Source organism: Streptomyces sp. NPDC005393 (assembly GCF_040606675.1).
Taxonomy (GTDB): Bacteria; Actinomycetota; Actinomycetes; order Streptomycetales; family Streptomycetaceae; genus Streptomyces.
This window is the reverse complement of sequence record NZ_JBEXFG010000004.1, coordinates 143,743-170,262: the sequence shown is the minus strand read 5'-3', so window position 1 is coordinate 170,262 and position 26,520 is coordinate 143,743. Positions and strand designations below refer to the sequence as shown.

The following is a 26,520-nucleotide window of genomic DNA, read 5'->3' as shown; positions in this document are numbered from 1 at the left end:
GCTTCGACAACGGTGCAGAAAACACCACCGTCCAAGTCGAGATACGTCTGATCTGCACGGACCCGCTCCCCCTCCTCCTTCGCGGTGTTTGAGGCAATGCGGTTCTCCTCCCGCCGTTGAGCGCGGGCTTCAGACCGGGCGCGGTCTGCCTCAGCAGCCGCCCTCTTGGAGATCTCCTCCAGGGTTGGCGGCACCGGGGGCTCGTGAAGGCTCTCACGGCCCACCCAGCGGTTCCCGAAACTGTACGAAGTCATGGTCCCCCCTCAGACCAGTCCGGTGAAGTGACCCTAGCGCTCTGGTCTGACATTGGGCAGGGGAAGCGCAACTGCTTCAGCTGCGGACTTCGGCCCAGTTCCCCTACTACTTCGGCATAACCATCCCCTGGTCCGTCACCTCGTAGCTCGCCATGCACGTCGGGAACGCCGAGCTGTCTCCCGGCTCCCCGCGCATCTGGGACGAAGTGCAGAACTTGAAGAGGATCTGCTGCTTCTCCTGGTAGGTCAGCCCGGCAGGCTGGTTGTTCTGCGACTGGTCATCCAACTGCCCTTGCACCCAGGGGTCTGGAGACGAGGTACCCGAGCTGTCGCCGGAGCCGAGGACCGCACCGCCCAGGTAGAACGAACCCACGGCAACGGCGACAACGCCGCCCCACAGGGCCACCGGCCGCTTCCACCAAGGCCTTTCCACCCCCGCCAGGATGCGCTGGTACTCCGGGTGGTTCTGGTACTCGTCCCGCCAGCCGTTCGGCGAGTCCGTCGAGTGGCTGGCCACATGCACCGTGGGAGCGCCGGACGGACGCGGGGGGACATCCGGGGAAAGAGGCGACGTGTTCTCCACCGCAAGCTCCTCAAAGCCCTGACCGGCAGCCAGATCGTGCACAGAGAGTCAGGCGGCACAGGTTAACTACGGAACATGCATGGAATCTACACACATGACGGAACCGTGATCTTTCATGACGGCCGTCAGCACCCCTCACGGAGACCGGCATGGCCATCGTCCACAGCGTCAACCTCTTCGCCCTGTACGCGGACCTGGCGACGATGACGGACCCCCGCGAGAGCGAGCCCTCCGAGGCTCTTCTGACGATCACCGCCGGAGAGCTGGTGGACTTCGCCGACGCCGCCAGGGCGTACGAGCGCTGCCTGATGGAGGGTGGCGACTACGAGGAGGCCCGGGAGACCGCCCAGGCCCACTACAACGACTCCCGCCTCTGACGGGCTTCAGCACCTGACGCTCCGCTGACACAGAGCGTCAGGCCGTTGCTCAGCGATGTCCCCGGTCCTGGCAGTCGCATCCAGCGTTGGTCTGGTCGCACTGCTGGTGGTTGCCGTACTTGCACCACGTGCAGGTGCCGTATCCGTTCCCCATGCTTGATCCCCTCCCCTCTTGTGCCTTCGCATCATGACAGCGATCAAGGTCAGGAAGAGGTCAAAACTTGTACTGACGGCCGTCAGTGCCTGACAGTCACGACGCGGGGCTCTCCGACTGTTGCTGCGGCAGTTCACCGTTGGCGTCGGGCTCCAGCAGAGGGCTGGCCGGCTTGAGCAGCCCACCCAGCTCCGGGAGCTTCGCAGCGGAGAACTTCAGGATCAACGCGCCTTGCAGATGGGCCTTGAGGGCCGGGTGCTCAACGTCTTCCAGCAGCCGGATCGCCTGACCGGCGTCCCGCTCGACCTTCATGTCCTGTCGGAGCGACTGGGTCTGCGACTCCATGTGCTTCAGCGCCAGGTCTGCCCTGCGGTGGAACAAGGTGCCGATGACCGTCATGAGGAGACCCGCCACACTCGCCGTGACGGAGGCGTACTGGTCTCCGATGCTCTCAGCCCTGAAAATCGCCATGCCGATGCCGGAGAGCGGACGAGACCGCCCGGCACGGAGTAGGACAGGTTGACGCTGAAGCTGCGGCGGGCCTGGGTCAGCCCATGGGCGTAGTACTCGATCAGGAGCCTGGCGAACCGTGCTTCTGCCTCGTCGCCTTGGAGTGGTCCGTCGGGACCGTCACGAACCACGCGCAGCGCCTCGGGTCCTCCGTCATCGAGGACCAGAGCAAAATCACACGGTCGAGAGGACCATCCATCCCGCTTTGCACTAGTACAAAATAGTTTGCGGTTCAACATTCACGGGAGCTAGGTCCCCCAACAGTCAACGAGACGTCGCAGAGATTGATCGGTTTCACGGATTAGAGGGCCGATCCATACGAGAACCAGGCCCGGGGTGCGGGCCTGGAAAGCTCGACAGAGAGTGACCCCTTCGGGACCGGGGAGCTTGGTCGAGTCACCCGAACGCTGGGCAGGCCCGTCCGGTGCTGGAGCGACACCACCTCGACCACCGGCTAAGCACAAAGGCCCCGTCACGGCACCCCACCGGCCGGGGTGTTCGCCGTACTCACCCCGGCCTGTGCAGTACGGCTGTCGGACAGGGGGCCGCGGTCCCGAAAAGCGGCCCCGACCTCAGGGGCCCCCGGAAGTGAATGCATGTCGCATATCAATGCGAGACAATTGATAGGTGAGAGCGATCAATGGTGAGGGTGCTGCGGCGAGGCGGAGTCCGCCACCGAGTGGGTGACGACCGAGGAGCTGGCGCGGGAGCTGGGGGTCGACCAGGGCACCGTCCGGCAGTGCTCCCAGGGAACGAAGCTCCCCCGAGGGATACGGGGCCGGGGGAACTGGCTCTCCTACCGTCGAGACGAGGTCGAGAAGTACCTCGCCCGACAGCCGCCACTGACCGGGCTGTCCGGGGTCCACCCCCGGGAGCTGACGGAGCGGGCCCGGGAGCTGGCGGCCTGCGTCGCCCTGGACGGCCGGACGCCCGAGGAAGCGGTAGAGGCGGGGGTCCCCTTCGCGCCGATGCCCGTGGTGGCCCTACTGACGAAGTATCGGTCCTTGGTGCGCCAGGCCCTGCGGGACCCTGATCGGCTGCGGGAAGCTGAGTCCGTTCTCCTGGAGGACGGAGAGGCCGTGATCACCTGGGAGGTCGTCGGGGGCGCGGTGGCCTTCAGCTCCCTAGGCGACCTGACGGACCTTCCTCCCGCCAGTGCGGCCTCGGTGCTGCTGGTGGCCGCCGCCCAGGCCTTGGTCGCCGAGCACCGTGCCGCAGAGCACTTCGCGGGGCTCCTCGGCGTCTGCCGGAGGGCGGGGGAAAGTGTCGCGGGTGCCAGCGCTCGGCTCCGGCTTTCCACAGACCCGACGTGATTGGAGTTCAACTACCCCTAGCTCGGGGAGGCCCTGCGGACCGTCAGGGAGGCCGTGGCGCTGGTGGAGGCGGCCCGCAGAAGGACCCGGGAGATCTAGCAGGCGGCACGGCAGCAGCAGGACGCGCGGAAGGCGCAGAGGGGCTTCCAGCAAGCCGGGAAGGGCAGGCGGGCATGGACGAGACGCTGGGCGGTCGAGCGGGGCCGCTGAAAGCCGTGGAGGCGGCCAACCGGGACTTCAACCGGGCCTCGGTCGAGGAGCTGTGCCGCGAGAACGGCCTCATCTTCACCCCGAGGGGCGCGGTCTACGAGATAGGTTGGGCCCGAGCCCGAGCGCTTTTCCACGACCGGCAGGGCCGGGCCTACGTGGACGCAGTCCTGGTGGCCGAGTCCCTGGACCTTCCCCCCGAGGATTGGGGCTGGGTGGAGATGTGGCTGGAGGCTCGTCACCTGCCAGTGGTCTCCCTGGAGCGGGGGATGCACGTGGCCCTAATGGTGGAACTGCACCACCTCGCCCGGGTCCTGGGAGACGTCCTGCCCGAGCCGGCGGACGTGCGGCAGGTGCGCGCGTCCTGGGTACGCACCTGGTCCACCCCGGCCACCCAGACCGACATCGAGGCGCTCGCCGTGCAGCAGGGCCGGTGAGGAGGAGACAGGTGAAACTGCCCCGACGTCCCGTCCAGGTCCAGCCGAGGGTTGCCGGGGATCCCGGGATCGCCCGAAAGTCCGCGACGCCCCGCTTTCGAGCCCCCTCAGTGGCCATCTACCCGACACTCCAGCGGTTTCCTGGCCGTCCGGTGACTTCCAAGCCAAGGGGGGCGGTGCCCTTCTGGGAGAGGTGAGCGAGAGGTCGGGTTCCTGACCGAAGAGGACCCGACCTCCAGACGTCCGCAGTAGGTTGGGCCGATCACAGGGGAGAGGGGATTCCATGCACGCGCCGTCAGCCGGAAAGAGCTTCTACGTTCCGTCCGACGGACCCAAGGATCGATTCGTTCCTCCCCCAGGCAGGATGCCCCGACTGCACCTGGTCGACCACCAGGGGGACCTGCGCCTCTGCGAGGACGCGACGGGTCTCCTGGTGGGACCGACGGACCGACGCCTCCACCTGGCGGGCCTGTACACGACGAACCTCCGGGGTGAGCGCCACTACGCCAAGGCCGCCCGGGAGGCCGATCTCCGGCCTGGCCGGCTCGTGCGCCTGGTTCCCGAGCCCGACAACCCCCACGACGCCAACGCCCTCGCGGTCCACCCCGAGCAGGGCCCGGCCCTGTCGGATACGTGAACAAGGCGAAGGCGCGGTCGTGGTCGAAGCTCCTGGCCGAGGGGGTCCGGCTCCGGGCCATCAGCCTCCGAGGGACAGGCCCTGGGAAGCCCTGCCATGCGGTCGCGGTACTCGCAGCTGATCCGAAGGTGATCGACCACCTGCTCTCCCCACGGCCCATCGGGTTGCCCGCCCCCGTCTTCATGCGGAGCCGTTGAGTTGCGCCTGCGCCCTGAGGGTGGCGTGGGTCAGCGTTTGATGCGTCCGCGGATGGCGAGGGCGCCGAGGGCGAGGAGGGTGGGTTCGAGGAGGCGGGAGATCATCTCGATGTAAGTGCCCCAGGTGGTGAGGTTCTGCCCGGAGGAGCGGAAAATCACCGAGTTCACGGCGACACGGGTGGCTTTCTCTGCGCGGGCCCAGGTCATGCGCTTGGACCATCCGCCGTGCAGGGTGGGGTCGGGGGTGGTGGTGTTGAGGCTGATCTTGCTGCCGTCGAGGGTTCCGGTGGTGGCGGGGTCGGGGTCGTGGGTCGGCAGGCCGACGCCCATGAGGAGCAGCACGGTCAGCGACATCGCGGCGAGCAGCCAGGCGAAGGCTCGGGAGGCGCGCAGGCCGTAGCCGGACAGCAGCCAGTAGGCCCACAGCAGGTGGCGTTCGCCTTTCGCGGTGCCAGTGCGGTCGTGGCGGCGCATCTCGCACTCGCCGTAGTAGAAGTCTGCGGCGCCGGGTTCGTTCTTGCCGTCCTCGAAGGCTTTGCGGAGCTGGCGGTAGAGTGCGGCGACGTTCTCGGGGTCGGGGGTGAGTCCGGGGTCGGGGTGGTGCGGGCCGGGACGCCACTGGCGGGGCGAGAGGGTGTGTCCTGGAGGCGGTGCGGGCTGGCCAGCCCTCCGCGCGCGCCAGTGGTGTTCCTCAGCCAGGGTGCGCCGACGGGTCCACCGCGTCAGTCGCAGTCCGCGGCGATGCCAGCCGGTGGGTGTGGGGGCGAAGATGGTACGGCCTTCCAGGCGGAGCTGGTCGAGGTGGAAGGCCCCGGAGAACAGGCAGTCGGTCAGATCGGTGTGAGTCAGGACCAGGTGGGCGGCATCCACCCCCTCTACCGAGGCCACCCGCACCCCGTCGTGGCAGCCTGACAGCAAGCTCTCGTCCACGGTGTGCCCGGAGCTGGAGGCGAAAGGGGCCGGGTGGGCGACGACCGCTACAGGCGCCGACAGCACCGCATGCCCGAGGTTTGCTCTGGCGTAACGCACACGCACCGTCGCCGTCGACTCCCACCGAGTCCGCTCGCAGCGCACCCTACGTGCCGCAATCTCGAGCGTCACCGGTACCTCAAACACAGCACCGGACAGATCCACCAGTGCCGCGCACACGAGCGGCCCCAATCCCGAAGCTGCCGTGAACCGTGTCCTGCCGAACCCGGCGGTGCCGGAGAGTTGCGCCCCGTCGAATCCGACGTCGCCTGAGAACTGTGCTCCGTCGAACCTGACGTCGCCGGAGAACTGTGCCTCGTGAAACCCGACGTAGCCGGAGAACTGCGCTCCGTCGAACCCCGCGTGGCCGGAGAACTGCGCCTCGCGGAACCCCGCGTGGCCGGAGAACTGTGCCCCGTCGAACCCGGCGTGATCGGAGAACTGTGCCCTGTCGAACCTAGTGGTGCTGGAGAACTGCGCCTCGTCGAACCTGGCGTCGCGGGAGAACTGCGCCTCGACGAACCCGGCGTGCCCGGAGAACTGCGCATCGACGAACCCGGCGGTGCCGGAGAACTGCGCCCCGTCGAACCCGGCGTGCCCGGAGAACTGCGTCCCGACGAACCCGGCGGTGCCGGAGAACTGCGCCCTGTCGAACACTGCGTCGCGGGAGAAGTGCGCCCTGTAGAACGCGGCGCCGCGGGAGAACTGCGCCTCGTCGAACCTGGCGTCGCGGGAGAACTGTGCCTCGTGAAACCCGGCGCCGCCGGAGAACTGCGTCCCGTCGAACCTGGCCTCGCCAGAGAACTGCGCCCTATCGAATCCGGCGGTGCCGAGGTGGGGTTTGCCGGTGGTGGGGTCGCGGAGCGCGCTAAGAAGCTGGTTCAGCAGGGCTTGGGTGAAAGGGGTGCCACCGTGGTCAATGTCGGCGCCAGGAGTCAGGCCAGCCAGGTAGGTGTCACGGTCTGCATCGGACAGGTGGGCAAGGCATGCGGTGTGGCCGGGCACGTGGATGCCGCGGCAGCCGACGGGATCGGCGGTGGGGTCCGCACCGTGTGCGCAGTACGTCCGGGAGGGCGCCCCAGGTATGGAGGGTGGGGGTGTGCTCATGACGTGGCGGCTCCCCTGCCATGTGCCGGTCCAGGGCCTCGTTCAGGCAGGACGCACAATTGGGCCCGGTCAATCCCTTCCACAGTGGAAGGGCGTGTACGTCGGACCGGCGTCCAGCCCCGTTCCCGTACCCGCCGCCCCCGACGAAACTTCCCCAGCCAGTCACCCCTCACCGGCCACAGCCTGCCAGCTCAGGCCCAGCCACGCAGGGGTGTTCAGCAAACTGATCGGCAACCGCTGCGCACGGTGCCGCGTGGCGACGGAGCGTGCGGCAGCAGCCCACTGAACGGCCCCTCCACGGACGGGGCAACAGTGGTGCCCAAACTCGTCGCCCTCCTGGTCCCCCTACACCTGTAGAAAACAGGCAGGGCTGCTGCTCAGTGGAACGACGCGGGAGACCGTTCAGCCGGAGTACGGCGGAATCATTTCCACGGGAGCACCTTCTCCAGCAGACCGCTCACCTGGCCGGCGTCCTCTGTAGACACCAGCTTCCACAGACCGGTGACGATCAGGATGATGCGCAGGCTCTCCGCCCCGGGAGAGCCGCTCACCTGTGGCAGCATCGGCAGCACGATCCCTGCGGCAACCAGTGATGCGGCTGGCCAGATCCGAGGCCAGACCCTGCGTAGCAGACTCACGCGCGGTGCCCGTTCTGGCGCGTTGGCCAGCAGGGCTGCTCGATCTCCCGCGAGCAGGGCCTCTACGGCGCAGACCAGGGAGCCGACGATCCGATCGATGTCCTCGGCGCTCCTGGCGGTGGCCAGATGGCGCTGGTGAGCTCGGAAGGCCTCAGCGACCCGGAGCGCCTCGTCCTTCATTTCGTAGGCGAGGGGACTGCGCCTGGGCACCGAGCCACTACGTGCGAGAGCCGTCTCGGCGTGGAAGGCGATTCCTTCCAACTCGCGGCACGAGCGACGGACCGCAGGTTCGGACCACCACTGCTCCCGGCCTTCCGCGATCCGTGCCACTGCCCGGACGGTGCGCAGGGTCAGTCCGTCGTACGGCCAGCACCTGCGGTTGATGCGGTAGGTCTGGTAGGCCACCTCCAGGGCACTGAAGGCGGAGAGCGTCAGCAGCGCCAGGCACCCTGCGTCCCAGCCCCAGATCACGGACCGGAGATGCCCCTTGTGCCCGACGTCGATGGATCCGGTGGCGGTGAAGAACAACGACGCCACCGGTACACCGACGGTCCCGATGACGACGACCGTCGCAGCACCCCTGCTGCGTGCGTAGCGCGGAAGGACTGCGAGAACCGGCCAGATCACCGCCCCCACTGCGACCAACCCGGCCGTGAAGAGCAGGAGATGCAGCCCGAGGTCGAGCCACGGCTCGCCTACGGCTCGGACGACAAACACTGCGGCGCAGACGGCGAGGCAGATGTACACGGCAAGGTGCATGGGCCCACTGACAGCAAAAGAGGGAAGTCCGTCGGCGTACCGGTATCGACGTGACGCACGGCGCAGTTCAGCACGCATATGCTGTCTACGGTCCCGGTCGGCGATCGGGAGGCGATCGAACGCGTCGAGGTCTTGTTCAACGTCAGCGCGGCAGGTCTGGGCAAGCTGTATTCGTGCACGGCGAATCACGGCTGCATCCACGGTCTCTCCAATGTGAAGGGGCAGGGATTCAACCGCACTCGGCCGGCTCCCAGACTGCGCGAGGCCCCCAGCACAAGGCGGTTTCTAGGGGTCGTCGCAACACGTGGTTGTGTCGTTCAGGCCGCGAGCAGTTTATGCAGGCGCTCGGCTGGGGTTTCCCAGCCGAGCGTTTTGCGTGGGCGGCCGTTGAGTTCGGCGGCGACCGCGTCCAAGTGCTCGTGGGTGTGGACGGACAGGTCGGTGCTCTTGGGGAAGTACTGCCGGAGCAGGCCGTTGGTGTTCTCGTTCGAGCCGCGCTGCCAGGGGCTGGCCGGGTCGCAGAAGTAGACCGGAACATCGGTGGCCAGGGTGAAGGCGCCGTGGGCGGCCATCTCGCTGCCCTGGTCCCAGGTCAGTGAGCGGATCAGGTGGGAGGGCAGGGTCTGGATGGTCGTGACCAGGGCGTCGCGGACGTGTTCCGCGCTGCGGCCGTCGGGCAGGTGCAGGAGCATTACGTAGCGGGTGGCGCGTTCGACCAGGGTGACGATGGCGGACGCGTTGTCCTTGCCGATGATCAGGTCGCCCTCCCAGTGGCCTGGCACGGCCCGGTCGTCGGCTTCGGCGGGACGCTCGCTGATCATGACCATCGGGGTCGCGAACCGCGGTTGTCGGGAGGCGGCCTGGCGGTGCGGCTTGCGGCGGGTACGTCCGGTGCGCAGAGCACGGGCCAGCTCGCGGCGCAGTTCACCGCGGCCCTGGACGTAGAGGGCCTGGTAGACCGTTTCGTGGACCACTTGCATCTCCGGCCGGTCGGGGAACTGTGCCCGCAGAGCCTGGCAGATCTGCTCCGGGCTCCACCGTAGGTCCAGACGGTCCTGGATGAAGTCCCCCAGCTCAGGGGTCCGGCTGATCTTGCCGGGCTTGGGCCTTGGCCGGCGGGAATCGGCGCGGGCCTGTGCGGCAAAGGGGCGGTACTGGCCGTTTTCGGGGTGCCGGTTGCGGCGGATCTCCCGGCTGATGGTCGACGGGCTGCGGCCCAGCTCGGCGGCGATCGCCCGAACCGACGCCTTCTCGCGCAGCCGGTCGGCGATGTAGATCCGGTCGACCTCACGCAGGTATCGGGACGGACCAGGAGGCGGCACCACCGCATTCGCCGGTGGTGCCGCCTTGTTCCTGCCCGACGGATTGCGGCCGTTACGCCATCGCTTTCCCGTCCGGATGTTGATCCCGACGCGTCGACATGCCTCCCGGCTGCTCAGCCCCTGGTCCATGAGCCGGAAGTATTCCTCCCGCTCACGGACCAGCCGTCTGCGCCCTGAGCCGTCCGGACCTTGCGGATCTCGAAGTCCATCGCACCCCTTGAACTGGGGTGTTGCGACGACCACTAGAACCAATGCCGTTCAGTTAGGGCGGGGCCCGGGGCGTCAAGGGCCGCTCATGAGCATGTTGATGCTGATGGTGGCTTTGTAGGTGGTCCGGTCGATGGCGGGTCCGCGCGCGTTGTATTTGGAGATCGCTCGTTTGACGATGCGGTCTTTGGTGCGGACCCGCCGGGTGGGCAGGAGGTGGGCCAGGACGTGACGGCCGATGGTGCCGACCAGATCGATGTCGGTGTCGGTGTCGGTGATGATTCCGGCGGCCAGGACGAGCTGGTCCCGGGCTGCGGCGAGGGCGGTGAGGAATCCGGCCCTGTCGGGGTCGGTGCCCGGGATGCTGTCGGTGGCGTCGGTCATCGCGGTCCGCAATGCCTGGTAGGTGGTCAGCAGGGCCCAGACCTCCTGCTCGACGCCGTCCGGGGTGCGGGCCCGCAGGACGTGTCCGCCCAGCATCGTGGACTTCAGCTCCGCGTAGGCGGTCTCGATCTCCCAGCGTTCGTGGTAGAGCCGGACGAGTTCGCCGGCCGGGTGGGTGGCAGGGTCGGTGAGGGTGGTCAGCAGCCGGTAACGGCCCGTGCGGGTGCCCTGGGCGGTGCGGAGGGTGATCTCGGCCTCGATGACACGCACGGTCAGGGGACCGATCCGCGTCAGTGTCGAGCCGTCACGGCAGCGGGCCACCGGTGGCAGCTTCCGGTTCGTCTTGCAGCGCACGAGCACATCGGCGCCGGTGGCGGCCAGCTGGTTCAGCAGTGCGGAGGCGGCGAAGTTCCGGTCCCCCAGCAGCAGCATCCCGGCCCGGAGATCCACCGCCAGGCGGCGGGCGTATTCCAGTTCGCCGGTCGTGGCCGGACCGAACACGGCCCCGATCACCGACCGGGTCCCGCAGGCCACCAGCGCGGCCAACCGCAGTTGCGGGTAGCCCGAGATCCCGTTGCCGAGCCGCTGCCGGGTGAACACCGCCAGATTGGCCGGGCAGTCCGGGACCGACAGCAGGGTGCCGTCGACCGCGACGACCCTCAGACCCCGCCATCGTCCGGCGCCAGCGGTCGTAGCCGCAGGGCCACTCACCAGGCCGAACAGGGCTTTCATCGGCGCCGGCCCCAGCCGCTGGCGGGCCTGGCGAAGTGCGCTGCCACTGGGCCGGGCCGGCGCCAGCCCCGCCAGCCCGGCACATAACCGGTCGAAGACCTGCTGGTAGCCCAGTCCGTTGAAGAGTGCCGCGGCCAGCAGCAGGTAGACCGTGACCCGCGCCGGTACCAGCCGGACCCTGCGCTGCACCGCACCGGTATCCGCCAGCACCTCATCGACCATCTCGAACGGGATGATCCGGGTCAGCTCACCGATATGCCCCGGCGCAAAGACTCCGGCCGCTACCCCGAGCGTCCTTGTTATGGCAGCCTGTTCTAACAGCGGAGCTCCTGTGGTGATGATGTCTTGGAGTGACATCCCTCTTCTACAGCAGCTCCGCTGCCTTGTTCACCAGCCTTGACGAACGACTTCCTCACCTAACTGAACGGCATTGCCACTAGAACCCAAGCAATCGCCAGGGGCCTCGCGTAGGAGCGATCACTTGTACCAGTACTTCACGCCCTTGTGGCGGGAGCACGTACCTCTGAAGGTCTTCGAGTACGAGTACGTGCCGTCCTTGCACTTCGCGGTGGCCCCGTTCGGATGGGGCTTACCAGCGGCGCAGGTGCCGGTGGTGTGATGCGCGCAGGTGGCCTTCGCCGCGGCGTGGACGGCCGGGATCAGGAGGGTCGCGGCCACCGTGAGAGCGGTGACCGTGCTACGGACGACGGAGCGGCGTGCGGGTACAGCGGTACGGATCAAGACAGATCCCTTCCTGAAGGACTGGTGAAGGGCCTGATCTTTGCGGCAGTCCGTACTGCTGTGGGAGCAGAACATCTACCTCGTGACCATCCGGTGACGGGGTGTACGAGAACGAGATCGCATTCGAACGGTGAGTCTTTCCTCGCAGAGTTCACGCGCGGCGCCACTGTCCCGAGACCGTCTCGTCATACGACGTGCCGTTGCAGGTAGGCGATCGCGCTCTGGAGAGCGTCGACACTGTCATCGAAGTGGCCGATGCCCAGGTTGCAAGCGCGGCATAGGAGTCCGCGGACCTTGCCGGTTCGGTGGCAGTGGTCAACGTTGACTTGGGCGCCCGTCTCCGCAAAGGGCTGGTCGCAGATCCCGCATCGGTCGTCCTGGGCCTTCAGCAGCGCCAGGTAGTCCTCCACCGTGAGGCCGTACTCCTTCTTCAAGTTCCGCTTAAAGGCGACTTCAGCTCGACACCGCTTGCAGACACGGTTGCCCTCGCGGTTGATCCAGACGTTGTCTCCGGCGAGTGGGTGGCCCTTGTAGCAGTGAGTCTTTTGGCGGTTGTGTGGCCGGCGTTCGCGGGTGGCAGGGTCGATGCCCTGAGAGCGGAGCTTCGACTCCCACGAGCAACGCCGACAGGCCCAAACTCCGGTGACCGGGTGCGTGTAAAGGTTCTCCCCGTCCAGCGAATGCCCCTTAGCGCATTCGTCGGGCACGACGCGCTCCTCCTTGGATGCACCGAAGGCCCGCTCGCCAAGGTCACGCCAGAGGCGAGAATGCGCATGGTTCACGCACAGCCTCTTGTTCGGGCAGTCACGCGTGAGCGTCTGCCCCTTCCTCAGGGTGCCCCCGTGGTGCTCGTACATCCACCGTTGGACGTAGACGAGCGGGTTCTCGCCGCGTTGATACCGGCCGCTGTCGTAGTAGCGAGGACGTCCATCCTTGTCGGTGTCTCCGGTCCAGACCATGCAACCCGTGTCTGTCATTTTGACGTTGGCCATGACGACCGTGACGCTGATCGGCGGCTTCGGGCCGACCGGCTCCGTTGTTCCATTGCGCTTGAAGCGCCGGTAGCACGGCTGGCACATGCCTCTACGTGAGGCGAGTTTTCCGCAGCCCGTGCTGCATGTGTTCGGCATGGGGGCCAGCGAAGCAGCCCCGGCCCAGCGCGTGACGGAGAATCCAAAAAGCTCGTACCGTACCGAGACCCCAGATGTAGGATCCGTCGCGCGATCCGAGTCCGGGCCAGAGCGGATCACATCTAAATCACGGGAGTCCTGTGGACAACATGGCCCCGCTCAGCGGTTGGTGCCGACAGCCGACTCCGCAGGACCGGTACAGCGGGTCGGGTCTCTGGACGGGCGAGGCCCTGCCTGGCTGTGGACCAAGCGACGCTCGTTGAGCGGCATGGGTCGGGACCAGCTCGGCTACTGATGGCCGTACGAGAGCGTCAATCCCGCCTGCAACTCCTCACGCACCTTCGTCAGCCGGTCGCGATCCCCGACCTGCACCTGGTACTGGACCGCCCCGCCCGGAACGCCCTTGACGGTCAGTGGCCAGGTGCAACTGTCCGCAACCACCACGCCGGATGTGCCCTTCTCCAGGCGCCCCTGTGCCAGTTCATGCCCGTCGAGGTCGAAGACGCGGACCGGAGTGCCGCTACGGAGGTCGGCGTAGGAGTCGATGCCGACGCACCCCTCGTCCTCCTGACCGTGAACCCAGGGGTCGAAGACGGTGACCTTTCCGGTGGCCGTGAACGGAGGTCCAGACGGCCGCGAGTCTCCGCTGCCGGAAGTGGCCCACCAGGCGATGCCCACGGAGCTGGCGCCCACCACGAACCCGATGGCAGCGTAGGCGATACGCATGCGCCACCGCTGGAGTGCAGGGACACCCTGCTGCTGTGCGAGGGGTGATGCGTTCTCGTTGGGGGGCAGAGGCTCGTCAGACATGCGCGGATCATGACAGCGCCGCCGCGAGGGGGATCCGTACTCATTGGAGCCGTAGCGGAATTGTGATTGCACGAGGTCGACAGCCCGGTCGCCACCGTTTCCGAGCTGATCTCCATGAACATCCTGTCCTGGAAGGCGGGAGCGCTGGGAAGGGACGGACACACGCCGCGATAGAGGAGAACCTATGCCGCTCCCGCCCACGAACGTCACTGCCGAACAGCGCACTGCCGCCCTCGCCAAGGCCCTGGAAGTCCGCCGGGCCCGATCTGTCCTCCTCGCGGAGGTCAGAGAGCACGGGGTGGAGGGCCTGGTCTCGGTCCTGGCCCGGAGCGACGACGGGGACCAGGCGGCCCTCCGGCTCCGGGTTCTCCGGCTGCTCCGCGCCCTCCCCGGTATTGGCCCTGTGCGGGCCCGACGGCTCCTGGAGCGCCTCAGCATCCCCGAGAACCGCCGGGTGCGGGGCCTGGGCCCCAACCAGCGTGCCGCCCTGCTGGAGGCCGTCGACGGCAAGTCGCAGGGCTGATCCCCGCCCTTGGGCCTCCCCAGCCGGCCAGCCCTCCACGAGCCCTCTCCCCCACCTGCGAGGAGGGGGCTCCGCCTGGCCAGTAGCCGGTCTCCTCCGTAGGCCACCCAGGCGGCCTTGCCAGCTCGGGTCCGACAGGAACCTTGATGGCCATGAACCGGTACGTCCTCGCGTCCCGGGCACGAAGAAGCCCCCGATCGGAAATCGTCAGGGGCTTCTTCATGTCCAACGGCGCCCCAGCCCCGCGAAGGGGTGAAGGGCGCGGTGGCGGTCCGGCAAGACCTCGCTGCGCAACGGGCAATCTCCGGCAAGGAAGAACGTTGTACAGCTACACCCATTCTAGCGTGAACCCCCTCAACCTGGGCGCTGACTTCGGGGGTTCTGCGATTGAGTCCCCCATCGACTCCTGGCGGGCGATGGTCTGCCGGGGCTTCAGGGTCTTCCCGCTCAAGGGGAAGGTTCCCGCCGTCAAGTGGAAGTCCGACGCCTCCACCGATCCCGGCTGGATCGCCCAGCAGCTCTCCCGTCCTGGCATCACCGGGTACGGCGTCGTTATGGGCTCCGGTGTCCTCGCCGTCGACACCGACACCCCCGAGGCCGAACGGTGGGCCTCCTCCACCCTCCCGGCCACGTTCACGGTCCGCACCGCCAAGGGGTTTCACCGCTACTACCGAGTGCCCTTCCGTTCCCGCAACAGCTCACAGCACTCCACGGTCCGAATCGCCGACGGCACGGACATCCGAGGAGACGGCGGCTACGTCGTCGGTCCCGGCTCCCGTCACCCCTCCGGCGCCGTCTACCAGGTCTCCTCGGACCTCCCCATTGCCGACCTTCCCGAGGAGTTCCACGACCGGGTGAGGGCTCCGGAGCCCCAGGCGCAGAGGACCAAAAACGCTCACGGGGGCGTCACTCCTCCCGTTCTCCTGAATGCACAGAGGAGTGACGCTCTGGTGACCGTTTTTGCTGACGACCCGAGGGTGAAGACCCGGACTCGTCAACTCCTTCAAAACGTCTCCGACGGCCGGGACTTCCGCCTGGCCCGGGTGCTGTTGTCGCTCATGCGGAGCGGTCTGAGCGACGAGGAGTGTGTCCTCCAGGTGATGCAGTCCCCGCTGGGCGGCAAGGTTCGTGAGAAGGGGAGCGACTACCTGGTCTCGAAGGTGACGTACATACGCGCGTACGTCACCGAGCACCCCTCGGTCCGCTTCACCCCGGAGAGGTGGCGGGAGAGGGCGGCCGGGACCACGATGCCGAGCGGGATGCGCAAGACGGTGGACGCCATCGCCCTGATCGCCACCCAGGCCAACGCCACCAAGCTCGTCCTGTCCTCGTACAAGGTTGCTGAGATGAGCGCCCAGGGGCAGCAGGCGGCTGCCCGGAACATCGCCAAGCTCGTGCTGGCCGGCTGGCTGAGGCTGAACACCAAGACCAACGTCCAGGCCCGGGGATACGCGCGCTCGTACGCACTGACGGTCCCGGCCTCCTCCTGCTCATCGGAGCGGCTCGGCGTGGTGGACACCGGCATGGACTCCTGGCGGCACGGCTGCAAGGCGCACTGGTACCCGCTGTACACCGCGCTCCTGACCTTCGAGGGGCAGGTGAAGGAGCTGGCCCATCGGACGGGCAAGAGCCTGCCCACTGTCCGCCGACAGCTCGCCGAGATGCAGGGGCTGGGGCTGACCCGTAAGACCGGCAAGGTCTGGTCCCTTACGGAGGGTGCCGACCTCCGGGTGCAGACCCTGGCGGTGGGTACCAAGGCCGAGGGTGCCCGGGAGCGCCAGAAGCAGCGGCATCAGGAGATCCGAGCAGCGCGGGCGATGGAGCTGGAGTTGCTGGCGTTCTCGGGTGCCAAACCCGAGCCCGCTCGCCGTTGCGGGCAGCCCAGGGCCGACGGATCGCTCTGCCGGAGGGTGTCACGCTCGGGTACCTGCCCTCAGCACCGGGAAGCCGCCGGGCAGGCCCGTCAGGTGGCCGTCCAGGAGTCGCTGGCCGCGAAGGTCCAGCACGGGCCTCAGGAGGTCGCGTCGGGGGTCGCTGAGCGGCGGATGAAGCCGATCTCTCACACGTCCGCCGAGGGCCCGCAAACCGTCCTCCAGAAGCCCGTGGCGATGCTGCCGCAGCAGCGTGTCCCGACACCTCTGAAGGCCACGCAGGAGGCCGCGGTGGTGGCGCTGCCGACGCCGGAGGAGGAAGTCGAGCGGCTACCCGTGAGCCAGCCGCTTGCCGCGATGAGGACCAGGCTGCTCGCGCCTCTGGCCGCCTGACCTCGGTCGGGCCCTCCGTGGTTCCGAGGGCGGTCGGCTAGCTCCTGTCCAACTCACTCCAGGACCGCCGAAGGGGTGAGGAGCCCCTGCTCGGGGCCTCGTAAGGAGATCTCCGTGCCGTACGTCGTCACCATCAAGCCCGAGTTGGCGGACATCTGCCTCCCCGGCAACATTCGAGTCCAGGGTGGAACGTCTGTCCGGCTCTCCGACACCGAGTACGCCCTCACCACGGCCTCGGCCCGGAACGCCCTGTTCGCCGAAGTGGAGCAGGCCGACATCCCCGTGTCCAAGGAGTACGTGGGCTTCCAGGACGTCCTCCGCCTGTCGAAGGCAGGCGGCACCATGACGGGCGACCTTGCGGTGACCGGCCGGCTGCGTTCGTCAGTCAACGAGGTAGTGGGCCTCGATGTAGGCGACGGTGGAGTCATACGGCTCCCCCACCGGCTTCAACATGTAGTGGCGGAAGACCGCGGCGGTGGCGCGGCGGACGCCGCGGTTGCGGGCGTCGGCGTTGTCCCATGACCGGGCGAGGGTGCGGGTGACCACCTGGTCGATCTCGTCGGCCAGGTTCTTCTCCGTGACGGTGAGGCCGGGCGGTGCGTGGTCGTGGATGATCCGCGACAGGACGCCCACGTGGTCGTCGTCCAGCACGACGACGGCTTCGTCGGGGTGCTTCTGGGCGTCCACGATGGCGCGGGCGACCCGAAGTGCTTCGGACAGGAACCCGAGGGCGTCCTGGGAGTTCTGGATGATCCGGTCCCGCAGCCGCTTGATTCGCTCCGCGAGGGCGGTGTACTTCGCGGACCCCGGTTCGACGCCCTTGTCGAGGGCGGCCTTAATGTGGTCCAGGATCTCCGCCGCGGACGGCGGCGTCTTGTCCTCGCCGTCGTCCTTGTCGGGCTTGGGACGGACGAGGGCCAGCAGCTCCTTGAGGATGGCGATGCCCTGGGCGTCCAGGACGAGGGGTTCCTCCTGGGGGGCGACCACGGAGAAGGAGTGGACGTGGGCGTTGATGATCTCCAGGACCATCGGTCCCAGCTCGGCCAGCCGTTCCTTCCTCTCCTCGTCGGAGGACTTCTTGAACAGGGTCGTGTACACGGACCCGAACAGCCCGAAGCCGTCCCGGTACTTGGCGATTCGCTTGTCGGTGTTGATAAGCGGGTACAGGCGGGCCAGGAGCCGGTAGTCCTTGGTGAACACCTCGGCGGCACCAGGGTTGGCGTCCAGGAAGACGTTGATGGCTCGCACGGACTCGTATCCGTGGACCGTGAGGTCCAGGTCGTCCACGTCCGCGAGGAGGTCTTCGATGCGGGCGAAGGTGGTGCGGAACTCGGCGACCAGCTCGGACAGGTCGGTGACGAACCCGCCGCCCTTGCCGGCCCCCTTTGCGGTGGGGTCGGCGACGGCCCGCTGGACCTCTTCGGCCAGGCCGATGTAGTCCACGACCACGCCGGAGGTCTTCACGAACCCGGTCGGGGACACCCAGGTGCGGTTCGGGCGGGTGATCGTCTGGAACAGATTGTGGGCCTTCAGCGGCTTGTCCAGGTAGAGGACGCCCTCGTTGGGGGCGTCGAACCCAGTCATCAGCTTCGCGGTCACCACCAGGAAGCACAGCGGGTCGTCCGGGGTGAGGAACCGCCGCTTCTGCTCCTCCTCCTCGGCCTCCGAGAGCCGGAACGGCCGCATGGCGGGGTCTTCGTCCTTGGAGTCCGAGACGGAGATATTCACCTCGGCGGTGATCCGGTCATGCTTCCCGACCTCGGCGAGCACCTGTGACGCCTCGAAGCCGGCCAGCAGCTTGTTGATCTTGTCCGTGTACGCCACGGCCAGCTCACGGTTGAAGGCGACGACCTGGGCCTTGAGGCCGTTGCGGTAGGCGCCGGCCAGGTAGTGGTCCACGATGTCCTGGCAGACCGCGTGAATGCGTTCGGGGTTGGCGAACACAGAGGTGAGACGCCCGAACTTGCGAGACAGGATCTCACGGTCGGGGTCGTCGAGGTCGAAGTCGTCAGCGAACTGGTCGAACTCGGCCTGTAACTCCTGGTCGTCTATCTCGAAGGCGACCGGGTGCGGGTCCAGCATCACCGGGACGGTCGCCTCGTCCAGCAGGGACCGGGACACCGAGTACCGGTGCAGCACCCTGCCCGGGTCGGTCTCCTCGCCGAAGAGGGCGAAGGTGTCGGTGGCGAGGTTGCGGACGGGGGTGCCGGTCATGCCGAAGAACTTCGCGTGCGGCAACGCTGCGCGCATCTGCCCGGCCAGGGACTTCGACCGGGCGGACTGGGTGCGGTGTGCCTCGTCGACTAGCACGATGATGTTGTCCCGGGTCGACAGGTTCTTGCCGGCGTCGGCGAACTTGTGGACGGTCGTGGAGATGACGCCGCGCACGTCGTCGGTCAGCAGCGCCCGCAGCTCTGCGCTGGTGGCGGGCTGGTGGAAGTAGGCGTCCCCCATCGCGGAGGTGAACACCCCGGAGGTCTGCCGGACGAGCTGGGTCCGGTCCGAGAGCAGGATGATCGTGGGCGACTCGGTGCGGGTGTCGGCCAGCAGCAGCGAGGCGGCGAACACCATCAGCAGCGTCTTCCCGGACCCCTGGTGGTGCCATATCAGGCCCTTCGACCCGCCCGCCAGCACCCGCTCGTGGATTAGGTGCGCGGCCTCCATCTGCGGGTAGCGGGGGAGGTACTTCTTGTCCGCACCGCCCCCGGAGGTGTCGAAGAGGGCGAAGTTGGCGAGCATGTCCAGGATCGTGGCCGGGTTCATCAGCAGCTCGACGGAGCGCTGCACGTCGGCCTGCCCGGACAGGTTCTCGTCGTCGGCGGTGGACCTGAACGGCTGCCACAGGTTCGTGGGCGCGCCAGCGGCACCGAACCGCAGCTTCAGCCCGTCGGAGGCGACGGCGAAGACGTTGGGGGTGAAGAACCACGGGTACTCGGTGGCGTACACGTCGTTGATCTCGCGGGCGGCGTCGGCCCACCCGGACTTCGCGGTCGGGGACTTCACCTCGAGCACGACCAGGGGCAGGCCATTGACCCAGTACACGAGGTCAAACCGGCGGGAGGTCTTGCCGGGGACGGTGATGGTCACCTCGTCGGAGACGACCAGCATGTTGGCGGTCGGGTGCTCGAGGTCGATGACCTTCAGGGCGTGCCACACGCCGTCGGCGTCCCGGAACTCCTTCCGGCCCCGCAGCAGGCGCAGCACCTGCTCGTTGGCCCGCACCAGCCCGCCTTCGACGGCGTTGACCGTGGCGACGATCTCCTCGACCACCGTGTCCACGTCGAACCCGTCGATCACCCCAGGGTTTAACCGGACGATGGCGTCCCGCAACTGGCCGACGACCACCGTCTGCGTCATCTCACGCGGCAGCGACTTGCCCGCTGTGAAGCCCCAGCCCATCGGGAGGGACCACTGGATCATCAGGTTCTGGAACTCACGCTCCCGAATGCCCTTCGCCACGGCTCAGACCCCCAGTTCGGCGGACTCGATCTCGATGGTGCGGTCCAGCAAGCTCGCGAGCAGACCGGAGCGTGTACTCCGGAGGCGGGCGGCCTCAGCACGCGCCGCATGGGCGTTCGCGCGAACGGACAGCACGACGGAGGAAATCTCCCGCTGCCGGTCCAGGTCAGGAAGCGGGATCGGTGTCTCACGAATGCGATCCTGACTGACGTTGAACATTGAGGCGCTGGTGCCTGTAGCCGAACTCGTGATGTGGGTCCGGGACGACTTCAGCGCCATCACCACCACGAGGAAGTCCGGGTCCAGTTTGGGTGACGGCACGAGTCGAAGAGTCTTGTCGGCCAGGTAGAGGCCGTTCCGAACATCGGCAGGGACTCGCGCGACGGCCCCGACTCGCAAAGGTGTGTTCGCTCGCGTGATGAGCACGTCGCCGGGCTGAACAAGCGCGGACTCAGGCATGGACGTGCCAGGTAGAAGGGTCTTGGACTCTTCCGGGAGGAACCGGAAGGGCGTGATCGCGCTGACCTTCAACACGCCAAGCTCGCCAGCGCCCGGGGGCCTCTTGTCTGCCTGGGGACTTTTCCCCCCTCGAATGTCATCGAGCATCGTTCCGAGCGCCACGATTGGTTCGTTGGAGAGCAGGTCTTCGGCAACGGCCATCGACACGCTGTCCAGCGCCTCGGCCTCTTCGTCGAGTGCTGCGATCTGGTCGTCGACCGCGTCGAGCATCTCGACGATCCGCGCTTGTACCTCACGGGGTGGGATCGGCAGTTGGATCTGCAAGAGTTGCTCTGGGTTGAGACGCTTGCGTCGTTGAACTGTCCCGCTCACTCGGTTCTTCATTTCTGCCCACAGTCGCGGTGAGCGACAGACGTGCCTCATCCAGTCGGGCATCAGTTCTGGACCAAGCGTGAACGTCGGGAACTCGTTGCTCACGACGAATCCATCGAACTCGGCAGGTACTACGGTGATCGGGCCTTCCCACGCGGTCAGTTTTCGCATCACGACCTGGTCAACGCGCAGCACGTTCATTGCCGCGTACTCTGTCTCTCCGCCGTCGAGTTCGCCTTTAGCGACAATCCCCTGTCCTGCGTTCAGGACCCCGGCCAGGCGGTAGGTAGTTGCAGGCTTCATCGGTGTGCGCTGGATTTCGAGGCGCATCACCTCTCCGAGCGGACGAAGCGGATAGCCGTCACTCATCGAAGCCCTCGATCCCGGCGGCGGCGAGTACGTCGAGCATCCGTTGCTCGGTCTTCTGGCGCTCGGCTCGGGCGACGTTGTACGCCTCGATGAGGGTGCCGAGGTCTTCGGCCTCAGCTGCGGCCTGCTTGATGTACCTGCCGATGTTGAGGTCGTACCCGTTCGCCACGATCTCCGTGGTGTGGACGAGCCGCGCCGAGAGCCCACCTGCTTCATTGGGGTCCACCGGGTTGCCGTCGGCGTCGTATTTTGACTGGTAGGCAGTCACCACATCGGCGATGTCCGCCTCAGTCAGGACGTTGCGGTTCTTGGCTTTGGTGAACCGCTTGGAGGCGTCGATGAACAGCACCCCGTTCCGGCGCTCCTCGGCCTTGGTGCCAGGGGCACGAAACACAAGGATGCAGGTCGGGATGGAAGTCGAATAGAAGAGGTTCGCTGGCAACCCGATCACGGCTTCCAGGAGGTCATCGTCCAGGACCTGCTGGCGGATGGCTGCCTCCTGCCCACCGCGGAAGAGGACACCGTGAGGCAGAACGACGCCAGCGCGGCCCTTCTTCGGGTCCATGCTGGCGATCATGTGCTGGACAAAGGCCCAGTCAGCCGACGACTGCGGGGCGACACCGCCGATGGCGCGCGGGTCGTTGGTCCAGGGCTTCCACTTCAGGCTGTAGGGCGGGTTGGCGAGGATTACGTCGAACTGCGCGACGGACCCGTCCGGCTTCTTGAAGCGCGGGTCCTTCAGGGTGTCGCCGACCTCGACCTGGAACTGGGTGAGGTTGTGCATGAAGAGGTTCATGCGGGCCACGCCGGCGGTGTCCGAGACAGACTCCTGCCCGTACAGCTTGAGCGTATAGCCACGCCCGCCGTGGGCCTTCAGGAGGTTCGCGGAGGCGATGAGCATGCCGCCCGACCCGCAGGTCGGGTCATACACCGACTCATGCCCCTTGGGGTCCAGGATCTCGACGATCAGTTCGACGACCTCGCGCGGGGTGAAGAACTGGCCGGCGCGGGTGCCGGACCCGTCGGAGAACCGCTTCAGCAGGTACTCGTACGCCCCACCGAGCACGTCGTGGGACATGTTGCCCTCGTGCATCTTCGGGGTGCGGTCCATCGCCTGCATGACCGCCGCCAACACCTCCCCCGATAGCACCTCTTCGGAGGTCCAGGTCATGGACCCGAACAGGCGGGAGAACTTGTCAGGGTTGGCCGTCTCGATGGCCTGCAGGGAGGCGCGGACCCGCTGGCCGAGGCCGGGCTGGGTGATGGTGGCGAGGATGGACGACCAGGAGGCGCGACGCTCGGCGACGGTGCCGGGGTGGATGAGCGGGATCTCGAACGACTGGTAGTCGCGGTACTCGATCTCGTGGGCTTCCTCGGCGGAGAGACCGTCCAGGCCCTCGTTGTCGGCCAGGAACTCCTGGTGGTTGTGCTCCCAGGTGTCCGACAGGTGCTTCCAGAACATCAGCGGGAAGACGACCGAGGAGTATTGCGCTTCGGGCATCGCCACGCGCAGCTCGTCGGCGGCGTCCCACAACCGGTTCTCGATCTCCTGCTGGGTCACTGCCATCAGTCGGGGGTGTCCTTGCTCGTCATAGGGTGGCGACCCGAAGGCCGTGGTGTTCCTGCTGGTCACCCTATTTCGGGCGGGCCCGGCATGTACACGCCGGGCGTGTCCTGCCGATGAACACACGCGGGGCGTCGTATTCCCTGTGCGGGCGACTCACCCACGGTATCTCTCCCCAGGACCACGAATTACGGCAAACGGCCCAAACAGCTCGTTCACCCTTGGCGGGGCGACTAGTTCCGCCTCCCCGCCTGTGCCGGTGCCCAGCGGCCATGGCCTCCTCGGCTGGTCCTACGACCCGTCGTTCGCCGTCAGCACGCTCACGCCGACGCTCGGCACCGTGTACCTGTCGGCCGTCTACATCCGGCAGGCCGTAACCGCAAGCTGTGGTTCATGCTCGGCACCGCGGCCACCACGCCGACAGCGGGCCAGAACTGGATCGGTCTGGTCAACTCCACCGGAACGATCCTTTCGACGGCGAGCCTGGTCTCCCTTATCACCAGCGGCAGCGTCCCCAAGTCGGCGACTCTCACGGCCGCCCAGTCGCTGGCCGCCGGGACGTACTGGGTGGCGCAGCTCTTCAACGCGGCTGCCGTGCCGTTGATCTACAGGACCGCGATGCCCTTCACGGGCTTCGGCGTGGTCAACCAGTCAACGGCCACCCAGCGGTACGCGACCGCCGGGACGTCCCAGACGACGCTGGCCAGCATCACGATGTCGAGCAACGCAGCTGGCCAGTCCATCTGGGTCGCGGTCAGCTAGAACAAGCCCCCGACCCTGGGGAGTCCCTGGGTGTGGTTCGCCCTGGGGCCGGGTCTTTTTAATTCCATCGCACCTGTAGTACAGGCGGCGGTACGGTCCTCGGCATGGCTCGTACCTGCGTCTTCTGTGGCGCTACTCCGCTAACGAAGGAGCACACACTTCCTAAGTGGCTCAAGTCTGTGTTGCCACCCGGCGGCTCTCGGGCCCTCCACGTCCGCGAGACAGAATCAACCCGGGCTCAACGCGTCGCACCGGCGCTTGACGCCACAGTCAAGATCGTTTGCGCGCCCTGCAACAACGGCTGGATGAACGGACTCGAAAACGAGGTGCGCCCGTTCCTGCCCGACTTGATCAACGGACGAGCGGTCGAGCTGACCCCAGAGAACCAAGAAGCACTGGCCTCTTGGTCTCTCAAGACCATGTTCATGTTCGCGGGTCAGAACAAGCATCCCAGGTTGGAGATGCTGCCACTGAAGGACTGCGCCGCCTTCTATCGCGATCGTGAGCCCAGCCGCTTCATGATCGCCAGAATCGGTGCCATGGAGCCCTGGGAAAACGACGAGGGTTCAGCCATGGTCGAATTCGTTTGCCCTCAGTACAGCTGGCCAGCCCCTACCGCCAACCCGACGTATGTCTCGACGCTGAGGATCGGCTGGTTGTTGATTCAGCTGGTCCGGGCCGGGTCCCTCGATGACGATCAGATCCTTGCGCCCTTTGATCCTCATCCCATGTTCCATCCACTGTGGCCTGTCGGCGCTACGCTGACGTGGCCACCGCCGAGGCAGTTGCCAGCAGCCCACATGGCGGCCATCGCCCGCCCAACCACTCTGCCGATTCAGTGGGCGCGCCCGTCAGAGCTTACGGACCGCACATAACTCGTCGCCTCTGTAGTACAAGCGCCGCTACCGTCCTGGCATGGACGATTCGCTCTCCTTCGAGAGCTTCCTCGAAGGCGCCAAGAAGGCCGCGCACCGGGCCATGGATGACCACGGGCGCGGCGAGTACGACGAGTTCGCGCTCCACGCTGGAGTCGCGATCGAGCGGCTCGCCAAGGCCGTTCTAGTCTCGAAGAATCCGATCTACATCGTCGAGGTCAAGGGCAACTCCAACAGCAACACAGACATGCTGTTTCACATGGGCGGCCACCGAAGAGCGAAAAAGGTGCGCACGATTGGGGCGTCCGAGGCTATATCTCGCCTACGTGCCCTGGATGTCCTCTCTCCAGACAAAGAGCTGGACACGCTGATCGACGTGCGGAACGGGGTTGCCCACGCAGGGAGCGGAGACGAGGCGAAGGCCTTCTTGCCGACTCTCGCCAAGACCGTCGAGACCCTGCTTAAGGACCTGGGTGGTTCGCTGAATGCCTTCTGGGGTCGGTGGACCATCGCAGCTCGGATGGCGGTCGACAACAAGCGCAGCAAGGTCTACCGGGACGTCCAGGTGAGGATCAAGCAGGCGAAGCATCGTTACGACGATCGGTTCTCTGATCTGCCTGAACATCTCCAGCAGCACCTCAAGATCGAGCAGCTACGGCTGGACGTCTTCAGGGTGGGTCTCACGGGGAGTGGCATCCAGATCGAGAGTCGTGAGAAGTGTCCTGCTTGTGGGAGCGGAGCCCACGTTCTCTCAGCGAACCAGGGTACGGAGGAGTCCCCGCACTTCACCGTTATTGCCCTGCGTTGCTCCATGTGTTACCTCAGGCTCGCCACTCGGGACGAGCTTGAGGCCGCTGGGGTGGACGTCAAGAGTGTTGATGATCGGGCCGCGTACCAAGCCGCAACATTTTTTGATGGCGCAGTGCTCTCGGAGAGGACGTTTCACATGAGGGTGGAGCAGTTCCTGAACACCGAAACCCACGATCCGGATTGATCTTCTCCCCAAGCCCGGCTCCCCAGCCGGGGTTGGATCCCTGAAACCGATCGCCCCTGTAGTGCAGGCGCCGTACCGTCCACTCATGGACGATTCCCTCTCCTTCGAGAGCTTCTACGAGGGCGCCAAGAAGGCGGCGCACCGGGCTATGGGTGACCACGGGCGCGGCGAGTACGACGAGTTCGCTCTCCACGGCGGTCTCGCGGTCGAGAAGCTCGCCAAGGCGGTCCTCGTCTCGAAGAACCCGGTCTACATCGCGGAGCCTCGCAACGAGGACATGCTGATGTACCTCGGCGGTCACTTCCAGGTGGCCGAGGATAAGGTCCGCACCGTCGGGGCCAAGGAGGCCATCGCCCGTCTTCGGAAGATCGGTGTGCTCCAGGCGGATCCCCAACTCGACCTGCTGATCTTGATGCGCAATGGGGCAGCCCACGCCTCCCCCGACAGCGCCGAGGCCAAGGGGATGATCTCTCCCCTCACCCAGACGATCGAGACGCTGCTCCACCATCTCGGCAAGCCGCTGGGCACCTTCTGGGACCGCTGGACGCAGGCCGTTAAGGCGGCTGTGAACGAGCAGGAGGACCAGGTCTTCCGGGACGTACAGCTGCGGATCGCGCAAGCGCTGGGACAGGGAGGGCCGGGGCATCGGCAAGCGCACCGGCGCCAACGGCAACCAGGCCCTGAACGTTGCGCACTACGCCATCGTGGGCCTGGTGGGCAGCGAGGGCCTGACCGAACCCACAGACGAGATACTCTCCGCGATACGCGACGGCATCGAGCTGCTCCGCCAGCACGGAGCCGGGGACGAGATCCTCGGCCACCGTGACGGGTACGCGACCTCCTGCCCTGGCGGCCCGCTCTACGCCTGGGTCAAGAAGGGGGCTCCCCGCCCCAAGGGCACCGAGCCGACCAACCCCCCGGCGAAGCAGTACGAGCCCTTCCCCGGAGCCGCCTGGTTCTCCATGGGCCGTAAGAGCCCGATCGTGGCCCGCATGCACAACCGTCTGGTTGCCGTCGGCTGCGGCCGCTACCAGTCCTCGGCGAACAAGAACGTCATCGGCTCCGGGGACGTCGCCTCGTACGAGGCGTGGCAGAGGCATTGCGGCTTCACCGGCAAGGCGGCCACCTGGCCGCCCGGGAAGACCACCTGGGACCTGCTTCGTGTCCCGAAGAGCTGATCTCCACAACGCCTCTCTGACATGACGCTGCCCCCTCGTCTGGCCTTCGGGCCGGGCGAGGGGGCTTTTGTCGTGCCCGAGGTCAGTGCAGGGCCTCGATGGCCTTCAGGATCAACGTCCGCGCCTCGACAGCCTCCACCTTCTGCCCACTCAGGGTCACACACCCTTGACCCGCCGTTCGCGTCACGGTGAAGGTGGTCGTGCACCAAGGTGCAACACCTTCGCTGAGGAGA

General features: G+C 66.8%; 23 protein-coding genes. 11 read left to right on the top strand and 12 right to left on the bottom strand.

Going from position 1 to position 26,520, the window contains the following annotated elements:
* Positions 1-360: 360 nt before the first annotated feature.
* Positions 361-837, bottom strand: coding sequence for a hypothetical protein (locus tag ABZS71_RS06650; RefSeq protein WP_356208034.1), 477 nt, complete (start codon positions 835-837; stop codon positions 361-363).
* 149 nt (positions 838-986) lie between these two features.
* On the opposite strand from ABZS71_RS06650, the gene ABZS71_RS06645 reads away from it, so the two are divergent.
* Positions 987-1,214 carry a hypothetical protein gene (locus tag ABZS71_RS06645; RefSeq protein ID WP_356208032.1) on the top strand — a complete coding sequence of 76 codons (228 nt, stop codon included), beginning with the start codon at positions 987-989 and terminating at the stop codon, positions 1,212-1,214.
* Positions 1,215-1,464: 250 nt separating this feature from the next.
* Here ABZS71_RS06645 and ABZS71_RS06640 read toward each other — a convergent pair whose 3' ends face one another.
* Entirely contained in the window at positions 1,465-1,845 is a 381-nt protein-coding gene (locus tag ABZS71_RS06640; protein WP_356208154.1) for a hypothetical protein, read from the bottom strand.
* Between the two features lie 716 nt (positions 1,846-2,561).
* Here ABZS71_RS06640 and ABZS71_RS06635 point away from each other — a divergent pair.
* From ABZS71_RS06635 to ABZS71_RS06625, 3 genes are all read left to right on the top strand, one after another.
* Positions 2,562-3,191, top strand: coding sequence for a helix-turn-helix domain-containing protein (locus tag ABZS71_RS06635; RefSeq protein WP_356208031.1), 630 nt, complete (start codon positions 2,562-2,564; stop codon positions 3,189-3,191).
* A 173-nt stretch (positions 3,192-3,364) separates the two neighbouring features.
* Positions 3,365-3,835, top strand: a complete 471-nt coding sequence (locus ABZS71_RS06630) for a hypothetical protein (protein ID WP_356208030.1) — start codon at positions 3,365-3,367, stop codon at positions 3,833-3,835.
* 364 nt (positions 3,836-4,199) lie between these two features.
* Positions 4,200-4,472, top strand: coding sequence for a hypothetical protein (locus tag ABZS71_RS06625; protein ID WP_356208028.1), 273 nt, complete (start codon positions 4,200-4,202; stop codon positions 4,470-4,472).
* 227 nt (positions 4,473-4,699) lie between these two features.
* Here ABZS71_RS06625 and ABZS71_RS06620 read toward each other — a convergent pair whose 3' ends face one another.
* From ABZS71_RS06620 to ABZS71_RS06590, 7 genes are all read right to left on the bottom strand, one after another.
* Entirely contained in the window at positions 4,700-6,745 is a 2,046-nt protein-coding gene (locus tag ABZS71_RS06620) for a pentapeptide repeat-containing protein (protein ID WP_356208027.1), read from the bottom strand.
* A 422-nt stretch (positions 6,746-7,167) separates the two neighbouring features.
* On the bottom strand, positions 7,168-8,343 hold the full coding sequence (locus ABZS71_RS06615; RefSeq protein ID WP_356208026.1) for a hypothetical protein: 1,176 nt from the start codon (positions 8,341-8,343) through the stop codon (positions 7,168-7,170).
* Between the two features lie 116 nt (positions 8,344-8,459).
* A complete protein-coding gene (locus ABZS71_RS06610) occupies positions 8,460-9,581 on the bottom strand; it encodes an IS30 family transposase (protein WP_356208153.1) in 1,122 nt (373 codons plus the stop codon).
* A 165-nt stretch (positions 9,582-9,746) separates the two neighbouring features.
* A complete protein-coding gene (locus tag ABZS71_RS06605; RefSeq protein WP_355860983.1) occupies positions 9,747-11,144 on the bottom strand; it encodes an IS4 family transposase in 1,398 nt (465 codons plus the stop codon).
* Positions 11,145-11,264: 120 nt separating this feature from the next.
* Entirely contained in the window at positions 11,265-11,528 is a 264-nt protein-coding gene (locus ABZS71_RS06600; protein ID WP_356208025.1) for a DUF3761 domain-containing protein, read from the bottom strand.
* Positions 11,529-11,713: 185 nt separating this feature from the next.
* Complete coding sequence (locus ABZS71_RS06595; RefSeq protein ID WP_356208023.1) at positions 11,714-12,658, bottom strand: endonuclease VII domain-containing protein; 945 nt, start codon at positions 12,656-12,658, stop codon at positions 11,714-11,716.
* A gap of 288 nt (positions 12,659-12,946) precedes the next feature.
* Positions 12,947-13,468 (bottom strand): hypothetical protein, encoded by a 522-nt coding sequence (locus ABZS71_RS06590; RefSeq protein WP_356208021.1) that lies wholly within the window; start codon positions 13,466-13,468, stop codon positions 12,947-12,949.
* Positions 13,469-13,652: 184 nt separating this feature from the next.
* Between ABZS71_RS06590 and mihF the strand changes: the two genes are divergently transcribed.
* Positions 13,653-13,991: an integration host factor, actinobacterial type gene (gene mihF / locus ABZS71_RS06585; RefSeq protein ID WP_356208020.1), complete on the top strand. Its 339-nt coding sequence runs from the start codon at positions 13,653-13,655 to the stop codon at positions 13,989-13,991.
* 344 nt (positions 13,992-14,335) lie between these two features.
* The gene (locus tag ABZS71_RS06580) at positions 14,336-16,255 is read left to right on the top strand and encodes a bifunctional DNA primase/polymerase (RefSeq protein ID WP_356208019.1); all 1,920 of its coding nucleotides are present in this window, start codon (positions 14,336-14,338) and stop codon (positions 16,253-16,255) included.
* Between the two features lie 381 nt (positions 16,256-16,636).
* On the opposite strand, the gene ABZS71_RS06575 is transcribed toward ABZS71_RS06580, so the two are convergent.
* From ABZS71_RS06575 to ABZS71_RS06565, 3 genes are read right to left on the bottom strand one after another with little or no spacing between them, the layout of a single operon-like run.
* On the bottom strand, positions 16,637-19,714 hold the full coding sequence (locus tag ABZS71_RS06575) for an HsdR family type I site-specific deoxyribonuclease (protein WP_356208017.1): 3,078 nt from the start codon (positions 19,712-19,714) through the stop codon (positions 16,637-16,639).
* A gap of 3 nt (positions 19,715-19,717) precedes the next feature.
* Complete coding sequence (locus ABZS71_RS06570; RefSeq protein WP_356208016.1) at positions 19,718-20,914, bottom strand: restriction endonuclease subunit S; 1,197 nt, start codon at positions 20,912-20,914, stop codon at positions 19,718-19,720.
* Complete coding sequence (locus ABZS71_RS06565; RefSeq protein ID WP_356208015.1) at positions 20,907-22,481, bottom strand: N-6 DNA methylase; 1,575 nt, start codon at positions 22,479-22,481, stop codon at positions 20,907-20,909. The genes ABZS71_RS06570 and ABZS71_RS06565 overlap by 8 nt, the downstream gene beginning before the upstream one ends.
* A gap of 390 nt (positions 22,482-22,871) precedes the next feature.
* Here ABZS71_RS06565 and ABZS71_RS06560 point away from each other — a divergent pair, with 390 nt between their 5' ends.
* The 5 genes from ABZS71_RS06560 to ABZS71_RS06540 all read left to right on the top strand — a co-directional run bounded on the left by ABZS71_RS06560 (position 22,872) and on the right by ABZS71_RS06540 (position 26,287).
* On the top strand, positions 22,872-23,240 hold the full coding sequence (locus tag ABZS71_RS06560) for a hypothetical protein (protein ID WP_356208013.1): 369 nt from the start codon (positions 22,872-22,874) through the stop codon (positions 23,238-23,240).
* Positions 23,241-23,545: 305 nt separating this feature from the next.
* Positions 23,546-24,115, top strand: coding sequence for a hypothetical protein (locus ABZS71_RS06555; protein WP_356208011.1), 570 nt, complete (start codon positions 23,546-23,548; stop codon positions 24,113-24,115).
* Between the two features lie 40 nt (positions 24,116-24,155).
* Positions 24,156-25,109, top strand: coding sequence for a hypothetical protein (locus tag ABZS71_RS06550; RefSeq protein WP_356208009.1), 954 nt, complete (start codon positions 24,156-24,158; stop codon positions 25,107-25,109).
* An 85-nt stretch (positions 25,110-25,194) separates the two neighbouring features.
* Positions 25,195-25,935, top strand: a complete 741-nt coding sequence (locus ABZS71_RS06545) for a hypothetical protein (protein WP_356208008.1) — start codon at positions 25,195-25,197, stop codon at positions 25,933-25,935.
* On the top strand, positions 25,823-26,287 hold the full coding sequence (locus ABZS71_RS06540) for a peptidoglycan-binding protein (protein ID WP_356208006.1): 465 nt from the start codon (positions 25,823-25,825) through the stop codon (positions 26,285-26,287). The genes ABZS71_RS06545 and ABZS71_RS06540 overlap by 113 nt, the downstream gene beginning before the upstream one ends.
* Positions 26,288-26,520 lie beyond the last annotated feature (233 nt).